At 41.8% G+C, this 14,746-nt stretch carries 10 protein-coding genes and 1 tRNA gene; 1 reads left to right on the top strand and 10 read right to left on the bottom strand.

Annotated elements, in window-relative coordinates:
* Positions 1 to 60: 60 nt before the first annotated feature.
* Both FOC32_RS10290 and crp read right to left on the bottom strand, forming a co-directional pair.
* Complete coding sequence (locus tag FOC32_RS10290) at positions 61 to 1,110, bottom strand: NADP(H)-dependent aldo-keto reductase (RefSeq protein ID WP_005235029.1); 1,050 nt, start codon at positions 1,108 to 1,110, stop codon at positions 61 to 63.
* Between the two features lie 193 nt (positions 1,111 to 1,303).
* Positions 1,304 to 2,011 (bottom strand): cAMP-activated global transcriptional regulator CRP, encoded by a 708-nt coding sequence (gene crp, locus FOC32_RS10285; protein WP_005235028.1) that lies wholly within the window; start codon positions 2,009 to 2,011, stop codon positions 1,304 to 1,306.
* Between the two features lie 147 nt (positions 2,012 to 2,158).
* Between crp and FOC32_RS10280 the strand changes: the two genes are divergently transcribed.
* Positions 2,159 to 2,581, top strand: coding sequence for an OsmC family protein (locus tag FOC32_RS10280; RefSeq protein ID WP_004782528.1), 423 nt, complete (start codon positions 2,159 to 2,161; stop codon positions 2,579 to 2,581).
* 43 nt (positions 2,582 to 2,624) lie between these two features.
* Here FOC32_RS10280 and FOC32_RS10275 read toward each other — a convergent pair whose 3' ends face one another.
* From FOC32_RS10275 to FOC32_RS10240, 8 genes are all read right to left on the bottom strand, one after another.
* Complete coding sequence (locus tag FOC32_RS10275) at positions 2,625 to 3,668, bottom strand: metallophosphoesterase (RefSeq protein WP_034170010.1); 1,044 nt, start codon at positions 3,666 to 3,668, stop codon at positions 2,625 to 2,627.
* 247 nt (positions 3,669 to 3,915) lie between these two features.
* Entirely contained in the window at positions 3,916 to 6,153 is a 2,238-nt protein-coding gene (locus FOC32_RS10270; protein WP_005235022.1) for an NADP-dependent isocitrate dehydrogenase, read from the bottom strand.
* A 1,741-nt stretch (positions 6,154 to 7,894) separates the two neighbouring features.
* Positions 7,895 to 7,971, bottom strand: a tRNA-Val gene (locus FOC32_RS10265).
* Between the two features lie 47 nt (positions 7,972 to 8,018).
* Positions 8,019 to 10,016: a transglutaminaseTgpA domain-containing protein gene (locus tag FOC32_RS10260; RefSeq protein WP_034170022.1), complete on the bottom strand. Its 1,998-nt coding sequence runs from the start codon at positions 10,014 to 10,016 to the stop codon at positions 8,019 to 8,021.
* A gap of 11 nt (positions 10,017 to 10,027) precedes the next feature.
* Positions 10,028 to 10,933: a DUF58 domain-containing protein gene (locus FOC32_RS10255; protein WP_175967297.1), complete on the bottom strand. Its 906-nt coding sequence runs from the start codon at positions 10,931 to 10,933 to the stop codon at positions 10,028 to 10,030.
* A 12-nt stretch (positions 10,934 to 10,945) separates the two neighbouring features.
* Positions 10,946 to 11,896 (bottom strand): AAA family ATPase, encoded by a 951-nt coding sequence (locus tag FOC32_RS10250; protein WP_175967295.1) that lies wholly within the window; start codon positions 11,894 to 11,896, stop codon positions 10,946 to 10,948.
* Positions 11,897 to 12,277: 381 nt separating this feature from the next.
* Positions 12,278 to 12,580 carry a YbdD/YjiX family protein gene (locus FOC32_RS10245; RefSeq protein WP_104426300.1) on the bottom strand — a complete coding sequence of 101 codons (303 nt, stop codon included), beginning with the start codon at positions 12,578 to 12,580 and terminating at the stop codon, positions 12,278 to 12,280.
* Between the two features lie 10 nt (positions 12,581 to 12,590).
* Positions 12,591 to 14,690, bottom strand: coding sequence for a carbon starvation CstA family protein (locus FOC32_RS10240; protein WP_175967294.1), 2,100 nt, complete (start codon positions 14,688 to 14,690; stop codon positions 12,591 to 12,593).
* Positions 14,691 to 14,746: the final 56 nt, after the last annotated feature.

The following is a 14,746-nucleotide window of genomic DNA, read 5'->3' as shown; positions in this document are numbered from 1 at the left end:
CCTTTATTGAAACAATAAATACCCTCACTTGGAGGGCATTTAAAGAGAACAATTAAACGATTATGGTGCCGGATTGGGCTGCTGACGGTGAATCACTTCAATGCCCTGCAAGACTTCTTCAGACAGATTCACGTCAAACGCCTGAATGTTTTCTTTGAGCTGATCCAGATTGGTCGCACCGATAATGGTACTGGTCACGAAGAACTGCTGTTTAATGAAAGCCAGTGACAACTGGGTTAATGTCAGGCCATGCTGCTCAGCCAGTTGTGCATATTGCTCGACGGCCCACTCGCTTTCCGGATTGCTATAACGGCTAAAACGAGAGAATAAAGTCACACGTGCATTGGCTGGACGTGCACCATTGCGGAATTTACCAGTCAGATAACCAAATGCCAGCGGTGAATAAGCCAACAAACCCACACCTTCATATTTGGCAATTTCCGACATGCCAATTTCATAAGTACGATTCAGTAGGCTATATGGATTTTGCACGCTAACAAATTTGGACAGTCCCAGTTTCTCTGCCAGATGCAGGAACTTCATGGTGCCCCAAGGGGTTTCATTCGACAGGCCAATATAACGGATACGACCCTTCTTAATTTCGTCATGCAAAGCCGTCAGGGTTTCTTCCAGATTCGTTACGGCACGATCATCTGCAGCTTCTGCATTGCCATAACCCAGCTTGCCAAAGAAATTAGTCGCACGCTGTGGCCAGTGCAATTGGTACAGATCGATATAATCAGTTTGCAAACGTGACAATGAATTATCAATTGCTGATGCAATTTCCGAAGCCACGAACTTAGTCTGACCATCACGGATATGGCTCCCACCTTGTGACGGACCCGCAATTTTCGAAGCTAAAAACAGTTTGTCACGACCACCGCGTGAAGCAATCCAGTTACCAATAATGCGTTCAGTTGCACCCTGCGTTTCTGCCTTAGGTGGCACTGGATACATTTCTGCGGTATCCCAGAAATATAAACCTTGATCCAAGGCATAGTCTAATTGCTGAAAAGCCTCTTCCTGAGTATTTTGCTCACCAAAAGTCATGGTGCCCAAACAGATTTCTGGCAATAAGATTCCCGTATCCGCCAATGGTCTGAATTGCATAAAAATGTCCTTTAAGTTTATCTGTTATTTATCAAGAGCAAGTGTGCTATAGCCTATCGGAATTATAAGACGGACTTAAATCATCTTTTCTAACAAGCTTGTGCCAATTTGTTATGTTCTAAATCAGGCTGAAATTTTTAAACAGGAATAAAAAAAGCAAACCCGAAGATTTGCTTTTTATCGTGCTTTTGGCTTATTCGTCTTCGAACTCGCCAGCACCCAGTGCTTCAGGTTCTTCCAGCGATGCATCAAAAATCAGAATCGCCTTACCATCGGTTTCAATCATGCCCTGTTCTTCTAGAGTTTTTAGAACACGACCGACCATTTCACGTGAACAGCCTACAATACGGCCGATTTCCTGACGGGTAATACGGATTTGACGACCATTTGGCAAGATCATCGCTTCTGGCTGAGATGACAGGTCAATCAGACAACGCGCAATACGACCAGATACATCAATAAATGCCAGGTCAGTCACTTTACGTGTGGTATTTTTCAGACGGCGAACCAGCTGGGCAAAAACTGCATAGCTAAGGTCTGGATATTGTTTGCTAATTTCATGAAAGTTTTCATAGGTAATTTCAGCAATTTCACAGACATCACGAGTACGCACTTCCGCAGTACGCTGTGGATTTGCTTCGAAAAGACCCATTTCCCCAAAGAAGTCTCCCGCATTTAAATAAGCTACCACAATCTCACGTTCATCATCTTCACGAAGAATGATAGACACAGACCCCTTCAGAATTAAATACAGAGATTTAGATTCTGACCCTGCATCCACGATCGTGGTACGTTTTGGATAGCGATTGATATATGCACGTTTTAATAACGCTTTCACTGATACAGGTAGTTGCCCCGGCGAAAGTGCGTCTGTGCTTAATTGTGAAAAGTTTGAAGTCATGCTTACAGTTCCGAATATGGATAATTTATAGATCGCACAAGACCTAATGTGAACTTGTCACACAGTGGGATTGAAATTCCTTATCAACCCAATTTATGTTAGTGTACAGTTACTTCGTAAATTTATAGCTTTTTTTAGGTAGTTGCAATGCAAACGAGTGTTCATTGGCTAGAGAATGTTGCTTTTGAAGCAAAAACTCAAAGTGGTCACAGTATCATCATGGATGGTTCACCTGAATATGGCGGTGAAAACCGTGGTCCTCGCCCAATGGAACTGATTTTAACCGGTCTGGGCGGTTGTGCTTCTTTTGACATTGTGACAATTTTAAAGAAAGCACGTCAGGAAATTACTGATGTTCGCTGTGAATTAAAAGCAGAACGCGCCGATACAATTCCTGCAGTATTTACCAAAATCCATCTACACTTTGTGGTCAGCGGTAAAGGCATCAAAGAGAAACAAGTCGCTAAAGCGGTAGAGCTTTCTGCTGAGAAATACTGCTCTGCCAGCAAAATGCTGTCTGATGGTGGTGTCGAAATCACCCACGATTTTGAAATTGTAGAAGTGGAATGATCCGCTAATTTCATTAAAAAAGCAGTCTTCGTGGCTGCTTTTTTTACGTCATTTTTTGAGTGAAATACTGCTGGTCATCTTCAAAAATCACCAGATTTTCAGGCAGTCTTAAAGCCCCAAGATGATGAGCATACTCAGCCTGTTGCTGTCGGTCACGATAACGCCTGCCTACTGAATAGTCCACACAGAATACATTCTGCTGCTGTCCAAACCATTGCAGGGCATCAATATGCTTAAACAGACCGGATTTTTCTTCGGTGGTTTTAAAGTTTCGCCAATAATGGCCAATCACGACAGGTATCGTATCTGTATAACACTCCCACCATGGCAAACGATCAATCATGCGCCAGCGTCCCCCTGCATAGACTGGACGTTGCGCAATTTTCTCTGCGCCTGAGCTTAAGGTACGAATCGGATTTTGCATCTGGTCGCGTAACTCTTTCTCAGCGATATATTTTAATAAGGGAATGCTAGCTGCTGGATCCTTGAATTGTCCTTGGTATTGCTGCTGTTCACTCTGGATATATTCATCAAAGCCTAACGTCTGCAACTCAAGCTCATTTTTCAGGACAAAATAATCATAAGCCTGTCTGATTGAATTAAAAGGAACAGATTTCAATTGTTGAATTGCCTGCGTATCCCAGCAAGCATGCACAATTCTTAAATGGGGTGCATCTAGAGCCAAAGGCAGGCTGTTTAGAAATTCTAGAATCCATGCACGATCCTGAATTGAAGCCTGAACTGAATCAAAAGTTTTGAGATCATCCTGATGCGGTGAACCAAAAAACCAGCCATTGCCTTCCCGTAGCGTATCGGTTAACAAGTTGATTTCATGATTACCTAGAATGCATTGCGCATTGCCATTTTCTATTAAGGTTTTAACCTGTCTGATGACAGCGATACTGTCTGGTCCACGATCACACAGATCCCCGACAAAAATCAGTTTACGCTGTTCAGAATGACGACCTTGCAGATCGTAGCCCAAAACTTCTAACAATTGTTGTAGCGCATCAATCTCACCATGAATATCGCCAATAATATCCACCGGACCATCAAAAGTCTGCTGTATGAATATCTGATTACTCATGGCTCTACCCTACCCAGGTCAATAAAACCTTTTTTAATATAGCGTTTATACTTTAAATCAATATAACAAGTTCAGAATTATTTTTTAATCATCTCGATCATTTAATCAAATAATGATAGATCAGAAACTTAACTCGTATCCTATTTCCTTCATTTATTATTTAAATGTATATCTAAAAACAATAAAAAACCGGCGCCTAAGCACCGGTTTTATTCACTTTACGATCTTTAAAGCTAGTACAGCCTGATTAAGCGTTTAGTGACTCAATGATTTGGTTCAATGTAGCACTTGGACGCATTACAGCATTTACTTTCGCAGGATCAACCGCATAGTAACCACCGATATCTACAGATTGGCCTTGAACTGCATTCAATTCGCTTACGATCTTCTCTTCATTTTCAGCAAGAGATTGAGCGATCGGTGCAAATTTCGCTTTCAATTCTGCATCTTCGTCTTGCGCTACAAGTTCTTCAGCCCAGAATTTAGCTAGGTAGAAGTGGCTGCCACGGTTGTCTAGCTCGCCAGTACGACGTGAGGGAGACTTGTCATTGTCAAGCAATTTACCAGTCGCAGCATCCAGTGTTTTCGCAAGCAGTTTCGCACGTGCATTGTTTTCTTTAATGCCCATTTCTTCCAGAGAAACAGCCAATGCCAAGAACTCCCCTAGAGAATCCCAACGTAAGTGGTTTTCTTCTACCAACTGTTGTACATGTTTAGGCGCAGAACCACCAGCACCAGTTTCGTACATACCGCCACCTGCCATTAAAGGCACGATAGACAGCATTTTCGCAGAAGTACCCAGTTCCATGATTGGGAACAAGTCAGTCAGGTAGTCACGCAGGATGTTACCAGTTACAGAAATCGTATCCAGACCGCGAGCAACACGTTCAAGTGTATAACGCATCGCACGTACTTGAGACATGATTTGGATGTCTAAACCTTCTGTATCGTGGTCTTTTAGGTATGTTTGAACTTTTTTGATCAGTTCGTTTTCGTGTGGACGGTACGGGTCAAGCCAGAAGATAGCAGGCATGCCAGAGTTACGTGCACGAGTTACAGCCAATTTCACCCAGTCGCGGATCGGTGCGTCTTTCACCTGGCACATACGCCAGATATCGCCTTCTTCCACGTTTTGAGACATCAACACTTCACCTGTTTCAAGGTCAGTGATGTTCGCAACACCAGCTTCTGGAATTTCGAAAGTCTTGTCGTGAGAACCGTATTCTTCAGCTTTTTGAGCCATCAGACCAACGTTAGGAACTGTACCCATAGTACGTGGGTCGAAGTTACCATTCCATTTACAGAAGTTGATCATTTCCTGGTAAATACGTGCGAAAGTAGATTCAGGCATGACTGCTTTACAGTCGTAAGGTTTACCATCAGCACCCCACATTTTACCGCCAGTACGGATCATTGCAGGCATAGAAGCATCTACAATCACGTCGTTTGGAGAATGGAAGTTAGTAATACCTTTTGCTGAATCAACCATCGCAAGTGCTGGACGGTGTTCTTGACATGCATGAAGATCTTCAATGATTTCTTCACGTAAAGAAGTCGGTAAAGATTCGATTTTTTCGTAAAGACCAGCCATACCGTTATTTACGTTAATGCCTAGCTCGTCGAACAGTTTACCGTGTTTCTCAAATGCATCTTTGTAGTAAATACGCACACAGTGACCGAATACGATCGGGTGTGACACTTTCATCATGGTCGCTTTAACGTGTAAAGAGAACAGGATGCCAGCTTCTTTACAATCTTCTAATTCTTTTTCATAGAAGTCGCAAAGCGCTTTTTTGCTCATAAACATTGAGTCGATGATTTCACCGTCTTGAAGCGCAACTTTTGGCTTAAGAACGATAGTTTCACCAGACTTAGTGATCAGTTCCATTTTCACATTACGCGCACGGTCTAAAGTCATAGACTTTTCACCATGGTAGAAGTCGCCTTCTTGCATGTGTGAAACGTGAGTTTGTGACCAAGGTTTCCATTCACCCATAGAATGTGGGTGTTTTTTCGCGTAGTTTTTCACTGCTGTCGGCGCACGACGGTCAGAGTTACCTTCACGAAGTACCGGGTTCACTGCTGAACCTAAGCACTTGCTATAACGCGCTTTAATTGCTTTTTCTTCTTCAGTAGTCGGGTTTTCTGGATAGTCAGGCAGTGCATAGCCCTTAGACTGAAGTTCTTTAATACATGACGTCAACTGAGCAACAGATGCACTAATATTAGGGAGTTTAATGATATTAGTATCTGGATCTTGGGTAAGACGACCTAATTCTGCCAGGTTATCTGAAACTTTCTGCTCATCGCTTAGATAGTCTGCGAATTCTGCAAGTACGCGTGCGGCTACAGAGATGTCTGTCTTAATAATCTCAACGCCCGCCGGCTTAGTAAAGGTCTCAATGATCGGCAGTAGAGAGTAAGTCGCCAATAATGGCGCCTCGTCGGTCAGTGTGTAAATGATTGTTGACTTTCCACCAGCCATATATAGCCCCTTGCTTTGGATTGAGTTTCTGATCATCAGGCTTTTGGCCTAATTTCAGCGAACCGGTTACTTAAATAAACTTTGAAAGTAGTGGTGCTGGTTGCACCTTAGTCAAAGGAATATCAATACATATTCAACTTTGCCTGAAAAATTCGTATAGATCGTCAGTGTGATTCACCGACAGCAGTATTCTACGTGAAAATGAACCTTTTTTCGAATTGGCACATTGCCAAACCATGTGATTTTTGCATTAGAAGGTTAATTTGCGAATTTTGCTTAATTTTACCAAAAACTATAATTTAATCATTATAATTCAATTACTTAAATTAAAAATCAAACAAATTCACCTATAAACTTAAAGTGTGCTTAATTCAGTTTTTTGCCATCAATTTTTATCTACATGTTGGGTATCATGAAAATAAATTATCAATGACCGTAATTTCCATAAGTATGGGTTAAAAAGCGAATTGAAACAGATCTGTGCTTTCCTATCGAAATTTATGATCTGCACCTGATAAATTGATAGTTGATCCTGAAGGCTTAAGACAACCTAAATAATAGTCACCTTTCTACTCTTTCTTCAGTTTAAATTATGTGCATTTTTTTAATTACCTTTACAAACACTGGAAATGTATCGACCGTAATTGCAATAAAAAATTGGTTTTATTGGTTTAATAGGCTTTAGATGATGCCAGTACGTTGGTTTAATTAATAAGAATCTTCTAATTAAATTTGGGTAGAATGCTGATTAACTTACAATAAGGACTTATTTTATGCTGAATTATTTAGTTAGTTTTTCGACAGGGGCTAAGAGCAATTCAGGACAGATTCAGATTCTGATAGGCATATTAGCGCTAAGTCTGCAATTTTTGATTATAGACAAATAATTGAACAGATAAAAATTGCAAAAAAAATAGAAAGATCGTGCAGATGAACAAAGAAAATTTGAATCAAAAATACAATCCCTTAATATGTTACTCATAGCTTTGGATAAAAACGTATTAAAAATAAATAATTTACAAAAAATATTAGAATTGTCGTAAGGGTCTATCAAATCACTCGATCAGAATAGCGAAGTAATAGAAGGTGATATTCGAAAGTTAATTACACCCACTAAAGAAAAAATTAACCATGCCGAAGAAGTTCAAAAAAATACTTTTGATATATATAAGCGTATAAATAGAAAGAGCGCTTTCAATAGCCTAGATGAGCTAACTGCTATATATGATGTATTAGTTTCTATAATATATGATACAAATAATACTGACCTAATAATTCATCACTTTACAATAACTGAAGATTAACAATCTCGTATCACACACAAATCCTCAGCCTCACTACCCACATAGTTACCCTACCCCATTAACTGAATAAGGCTTTTCGTATGCTGCCTCTAACATGTCAGCAAAATCTTCGATCCCGGATGTAGTAAGTATTTACAAGCACCTTGATATACGCCCAGTGATCAGGGCCAGCACATCAATCGATAATTTCTAATTATTCACAAAGGGTTGAGTGCTTCATGTCGCGTGTCATAAAAATGAATATCAAAACGCCCTGCCTTTTGCTTTTTCTTAGCTTAACTTAAATAGTTTCATGACGTAATTTAAGCCTTATAATCGGTAAAAAGCAGTAATTTTAAAGATAATGCGGATAAAGGTATTTTTTATTGTAGGCATAAAAAAAGGGTTTTAAGCTACTGTTTTCACTTAGAACCCTTATAACATATAGTTTTGAATCTTGGTAGGTATATCCAGACTCGAACTGGAGACCTCTACGATGTCAACGTAGCGCTCTAACCAACTGAGCTATACACCTAGAATGCTTGGCATATTATAAATTTTTCGATCCTAAGACAAGCCTTTTCATTTAATTTTCAATATATACGTACAAGTTTTAAGCAAATCTTTGAATTGTTTCAGATCTTGGTCTGAGAATTCCCTACCAGAATAAATTGATTTTTCAAATAGTCTGATTGCTTCAAAAAATACAGACTGATCTTTATCCTGAACTTGCTGAGATAGCCTTAACATCCATTGGTGAAAAGTCTCTGCAGGTTGTCTTTTTAAATCTTTTTTTAAAGTCTGATTAAATTGCTGAATGGAGTAATCAAAGGGTGACTGTAATTGTCGAGCTTTAAGGTAGATTTTTAGAATATAAAGCAATATGAGTATGCCAATACCGGATATGAGAATGATCACACTGGAATAAACTGAACTTAGACCTAGCTTCGCTAACCAGCCTTGTTGAGATTCTGCATTATAGCCCACGACCTTACTTTGCCATTGGTAACTTGCATAATCACTCCAGACTCTTAGTTTGGTCAGCCATACATTACGCTGTGATGTCCAACCAGAATGACTTGCCCATACTCGCTCATCTTGCGAGATTAAGTTTTGCATCCCATCATCAATACGTTGCGGAGCTACCATTGCGGTAGGATCAAAACGCTGCCATCTTTGGTCAATCCAGACTTCTGTCCAGGCATGAGCATCCAACTGACGAACCTCCCAACTTTTCCCATCGGGTGCCAATTGTCCACCTTGATAACCTGTGACCACACGTGCCGGAATTCCCACATATCGCATAAGCATCACAAAACTGGAAGCATAGTGTTCACAAAAACCCTGCCGGGATTTAAACAGAAATTCATCAATCCGGTTTTTGCCGAGTACACCTGGTTTCAGGGTATATACAAAATGATTTTGCTGGTACCAGTTCAAGACTGTTCGGATATAACGTCGCGGATCCTCCCCACTTTGTAGATATAAACGCTGTGCCAACTGTTGTGCCTGAGTATCCAAATGGATTTGAGTCTGGGTATTCAGTCGCTGAACAAATTGCTCCGGTAAAATACTTTCAGTATTTTGACTACCTAGCCATTGCAGATGAATCGGTTCTACCCTTTGGGTCAAACGCCTTGGTACGATACTCCAATCCTGACGATTATAATAACGGCGTTCCAAAGGCATCGATTTTTCCAGCCCCATCACCCAGAACACAGAAGGATCAGCAGCCAGATATTGGTAATTCCACCCTGATGGGGATACTGGAACAACTTCTCCAGGCTGACGGATTAAAGGCTGCTGATTAATAAAGCTACTGGTCCAGCGTTGTCCATCATACTCATCTAGCACCAATGCCCGCCAATACAACTCTGAACGTGGCGGCAGTTTACTAACATTACCAATAATCCGGAAAGCCAAAGCATTAGATTGAGATAATTCAGCAATATCTCCCGGTGACATACTATCACCGATCCCGGTCACGCCTTTATTTTCTGGAATCGGGATATGCCAAAGCGGTGGCAAACGCGGAAAGAAGATGAATAACAAAATAAAAAACGGCAGAGCATAAAGCACAAAGCTACCGACATATTTGGCATCTTGCTGCAAGGCTATACGTGGTGATTGCTGACTCTGCTGAAACTCACTGGTCTGAATCCGGTATAAACCAATTAGACAGCTCAACAAGCATAGAATAATCACAACAGCCATACCAAAAGACTGGCTATATAGAAATGAACTGGCCGCAACAAAAAGCGCAAAATTAAACAGGATAATCAGATCCCGCCGGTTTTTCGTTTCCAGTGATTTGGCAAATAAAAAAGTGGAAAGAACTGCAACACCTGCCTCCACTCCAATAAAACTTTGGTGGCTGAGATAAATACTACCTAATGCCAAACCAGTGAGTAGAAAAGTCCCTATTTTAGGAAATGGCTTTTGCCGTTTAAGAAAAATCCAGATACACAGTAGGCTAATGACAAAGATAATGCTGAGCAGCACCGGGATGAAAGCTACTTGGGCAAGGATGATCAAGCCTAGGGTCAAGACGATCGAAATTCGGATTTTTCCATCAATCATAGATTCACCCGTTATGCCTGAGCCAATAATTGTTTAGCCTTACGTAACTGTTCTTCACCTGCTCCCTGCGGCAATTCTACCTGTGGTAAATGTAACGCATATGCACATTGCTGCTGCTCACATTGCTCAATCAGTCCCATCATCAAGCCCAGTTTCTCCTCATGCGACTGGCTAGGCATATGTTCATAATGAATCTCAATGCTATGTTCATCCTGATACTGTTCAAAGACTTTGACATATAAGCCTTGCCCACGTGCAAACTGTTTCCAGGAAACCGCCTGCAATGAGTCTCCAGATTGATAATTTCGTAATTCACGGAACTCATCCATATCCGGTTCAAAGCTATTTTGATAAATCTTGTTTTCCGAAGTGTTATTTTGGGCTTTGGGTGCCACCCAGGCAAACTGATGATGATAAAGGTAGGTCCATGCTCGAACCAGACCAAAAGGATAGACTGAATAGATCTGAATCACCGGATACTCAAATTTACCGCGACGTTCTGCATAAAATGGCAGCACCCAATGCTGCTTTTTTTCAGTCAGATAAACTTTCTCCAGCTGATTGCCGGCCTTAATATACAGATAACGCGGCCGGGCTGTGGCTTGCTGAACATAAAAATGCAAATTGAGTGCATCACCCACCTGTCCGACGTCTTCAGCAACCATTTCAATATCCAGATCATGCAACTGTTTAAAGGTCAGATAGAAGCTGACACATAGCACTGCACTGATCAGAAAGCAGAAACCTAAGATCAGGTTATTGGCATAATTCACGCCAGCAATAAAGGTGATAAAAATCAGAACCAGATATAGATAACCCTGCTGATAAATAAAGACCAGTACATCCTTTTGGGAAAGCTGTTTTTGCTGTGAAAATTGAAAACGTTTCGCCAGCCAGTTTTGCCAGGTTTTATCCAAGAGCGGACTCCTTTAACTGACTGCAACCTGTTGCATCACATTTAATGTTTCTGCATCGCTCAGTCCCAGACGATGGGCGGCGACTGCCACAAAAACGGCTTGCACATCGTCTGGAGTTACAAAGCTACGTTGCTGAATGATGGCATTGGCCTGTGCTGCACGTTTAAGCGCCAGCAAACCTCGTGTTGATAAGCCTTGGCGTTTCTTGCGAGTTTCTTCCGCAAGATCCAGCATATATTCCTGGACCGTTTCACTGATAAAAATCTGCTGGGTCAACTGCTGTAATTCCAGCACTTCATTTTCAGTAAATACATGTGCCAAGCTAGCGATCAAAGCAAAACGAGATTCTTGCTGTAATAAAAGTTTTTCAGCATGACGGGATGGATAACCCAAAGACAGGCGCATTAAAAAACGGTCTAGCTGAGATTCAGGCAAGGCATAAGTGCCACTTTGAAATAACGGGTTTTGGGTTGCGATTACCCAAAATGGTTTAGGCAAGGCATAACGTATCCCATCCACAGTGGTATAGCCTTCTTCCATCGCTTCCAGCAAGGCACTCTGAGTTTTGGGACTGGAACGGTTAATTTCATCTGCCAGCAAAATCTGGGTAAAAATAGGTCCCTGTTTAAACTCGAACTGATGTTCTTTCTGGTTAAACATATTGATACCAATCACATCACTAGCCAGCATGTCATTGGTAAACTGGATCCGCTGAAATTTCAGTCCTGCGAGATGGGCTAGGCTGCTTGCCAATGTTGTCTTGCCCAAACCAGGTAAATCTTCAAACAAAACATGCCCGCCTGCAATCAGACAGCATAGTGCTAATCTGGTCTGTGCATGTTTATCCAGAACAATCGCATTAATTTCTTCGAAAAATTTTTGAATCTTGGGTGCATAATCAGCCAGCTTCTGTTCAAGCTCATCATTATCGTGCGCAATATCCAGCTTTTCTTTTTGTTTCATGCCCCAGATCACAATATTTTCCCTAATAAAACATGCTGTAGGATTAACATACACTGTTTTTTAAAATTCCCCAAAGATCAGTCATCTGCCGGCTTTATTTCTACGGAATAAATTGGGAATTTTACATGATTAGATTTGCTATAAGAACTAATTGAAGCTTTAAGATTAAAGTTTAGATAAGTTGCATTTTGATTGGCATATTTATTAGAAATAACCAGCTATTAAAAATCTTTGAGATCTGAACTTATACCTAAAAGATAGAGACTTTTAAAAATTTAAATTCCCAATGTCAAAATAGATCATGATTTTGTTTTATCTTGTTTGAATCCTAAAATTTTCCCATAAAAAAGCGCCCCGAAAGGCGCTCATTTTATTCATGCATTAGCATGGACACTTCTTCATCTCTCCACCGGCAGATGGATAACGAGAATCTACACAGTGACGATAAAATGTTTTAGGGTCCATCGCTTCCAGATCAGGATGGTGCTTTTTCATATGCGCCAAATAGGTCTGATAATCAGGCACACCCACCATCAGGCGGAAACTCTGCTGTAAACGCTGCCACAATGTCGCAATCCGTGACCAGTTTTTCGGGTTCAGGATCAGGTCTTTTTGTGACATCACGGTCATCTTGATGATTTTATAGATAACCGCTTTTCCACCTTTAGCAAACTTCAAGTTCATGCGCTGCTCCTTAATGTCCTTTTGCAGGCTGAATTTCTTCAGGATCGCCATATACTGCTTCTGCTTCATTTACTGTTGGTACCGGGCTCGCCAGGGCTCGACGGATTACGCCAATTGCAGCAAATAGCATTACAAACGCCACAATCATAAAGAAGCCACAAAGTGCTGCGTTGATCTGGTTCGACATTGCAACAGTCTGCATTTCAGCCAGGGTTTTCGCTGGTGCCAGAATTTCATTATTCGCAATTGCCGTATTGAAACGCTCTGCCTGTGCCAAGAAACCGATTTTCGGATTTTCATGGAAAATCTTCTGCCAGCCAGCCGTCATTGAAGTAATAAACAGGAATACGGTTGGAACAATGGTTACCCACACATATTTCTCTTTCTTCATCTTGAACAGGATGACTGTACCCAGAATCAATGCCATTGCAGCCAGAATCTGGTTACCAATACCGAACAGTGGCCATAAGCTGTTAATACCGCCTAATGGATCAACGACACCTTGATAAACGAAGAAGCCCCAACCCGCAACAGCAACGGCTGTACCCAGCATATTACCGAAGAAGTTATGAGATTGTTTTACCGCAGGAATCACGATACCAACTGTGTCCTGAACCATGAAGCGACAAGCACGAGTACCCGCATCTACTGCGGTCAGAATGAATAAAGCTTCAAACAGAATTGCAAAGTGATACCAGAAGGCCATCATTTCACGACTGTTAAAGATTTCGGTAATGATATGCGCCATACCAATCGCGAAAGTTGGTGCACCACCCGTACGTGACAGAATCGAATTTTCACCTACTTCCTGTGCCAGCAATGTTAGTGCTTCAGGTGTTACCACAAAACCAAGATTACGTACTGCTTCAGCCGCAGTATCTACGGTTGTACCTAGTAGTGCTGCTGGTGAGTTAATCGCGAAGTACACACCTGGATCAAGAATCGCGGCACAGATCAAAGCCATGATCGCTACAAAGGATTCCATCAGCATACCGCCATAGCCGATTATCCGGATATCGCGTTCGTTGTTGACCAGTTTCGGTGTTGTCCCTGAAGAAACCAGTGCGTGGAAACCGGAAATCGCACCGCAGGCAATGGTAATAAACAGGAATGGGAACATTGAACCCGCGAATACTGGGCCTGTACCATCGACAAATTTGGTAATCGCTGGCAACTTCATTTCCGGCATCGCGAACAGAATACCAATCGCCAGACCGGCAATCACACCAATTTTCAGGAAGGTAGATAAATAGTCACGCGGCGCAAGTAATAACCAGACGGGTAATACCGATGCAATAAAACCATAAATGATCAAAGCCCAAGTCAGCTCAGTACCCGTTAAGGTAAATAGCTGTCCCCAGTAGGGATGCTGTGCAACGTTTTCACCATAGATAATGCCAAGCATCATCAATACGAAACCAATAATCGAAACTTCTGCAATTTTACCCGGACGGATAAATCGCATGTAGATACCCATGAAGATGGCGATCGGAATCGTAGCGGCAATACTGAATACGCCCCATGGACTGTTGGTCAGCGCTTTAACAACGACTAGCGCCAATACTGCTAGGATGATGATCATCACACCCAGCGCACCGAGCATCACGATAATACCGGCAAAGGTACCCAGTTCCTGTTTCGCCATTTCACCCAGTGAACGGCCGTCACGACGAGTAGAAATAAACAATACCAGGAAGTCCTGTACCGCACCTGCCAGTACCACACCGACCAGTAGCCAGATCGTGCCCGGCAAGTAACCCATCTGCGCTGCAAGGATTGGACCGACTAAAGGACCCGCACCGGCAATCGCGGCAAAATGGTGACCGAATAACACACTTTTATTGGTCGGCACATAATCCAGACCATCACCCAGACGATGGGCAGGCGTTAAACGGCGTGCGTTCAGTTCAAAAACTTTATTGGCAATAAATAAACTGTAGAAACGGTAAGCGATGCTATACACACAGGCTGCGGCCAGTACCAGCCAGACTGCATTTACATACTCACCACGACTGAGTGCAAGTATCCCGAAGGAGACTGCCCCAACTATGGCTACCAAGAGCCAGATGATTTTCGAAGTCATGGTTGACTTCTGTTGTAAATTTTCCATTCAATCCCTCATTTTGTGAAGCATATAAATCAGCGTGATTTTTTTATTCGAGGTAG

It is taken from the genome of Acinetobacter sp. FDAARGOS_724 (genome assembly GCF_013364475.1).
Taxonomy (GTDB): domain Bacteria; phylum Pseudomonadota; class Gammaproteobacteria; order Pseudomonadales; family Moraxellaceae; genus Acinetobacter; species Acinetobacter variabilis.
This window is presented reverse-complemented; position numbering and strand designations above follow the sequence as displayed.

Coding starts and splice junctions, on each gene's coding strand:
- FOC32_RS10290 (WP_005235029.1), bottom strand. CDS start 1,110: ATGCAATTCAGACCATTGGCGGATACGGGAATCTTATTGCCAGAAATC.
- FOC32_RS10250 (WP_175967295.1), bottom strand. CDS start 11,896: ATGAAACAAAAAGAAAAGCTGGATATTGCGCACGATAATGATGAGCTT.
- FOC32_RS10240 (WP_175967294.1), bottom strand. CDS start 14,690: ATGGAAAATTTACAACAGAAGTCAACCATGACTTCGAAAATCATCTGG.
- FOC32_RS10270 (WP_005235022.1), bottom strand. CDS start 6,153: ATGGCTGGTGGAAAGTCAACAATCATTTACACACTGACCGACGAGGCG.
- crp (WP_005235028.1), bottom strand. CDS start 2,011: ATGACTTCAAACTTTTCACAATTAAGCACAGACGCACTTTCGCCGGGG.
- FOC32_RS10280 (WP_004782528.1), top strand. CDS start 2,159: ATGCAAACGAGTGTTCATTGGCTAGAGAATGTTGCTTTTGAAGCAAAA.
- FOC32_RS10260 (WP_034170022.1), bottom strand. CDS start 10,016: ATGATTGATGGAAAAATCCGAATTTCGATCGTCTTGACCCTAGGCTTG.
- FOC32_RS10245 (WP_104426300.1), bottom strand. CDS start 12,580: ATGAACTTGAAGTTTGCTAAAGGTGGAAAAGCGGTTATCTATAAAATC.
- FOC32_RS10275 (WP_034170010.1), bottom strand. CDS start 3,668: ATGAGTAATCAGATATTCATACAGCAGACTTTTGATGGTCCGGTGGAT.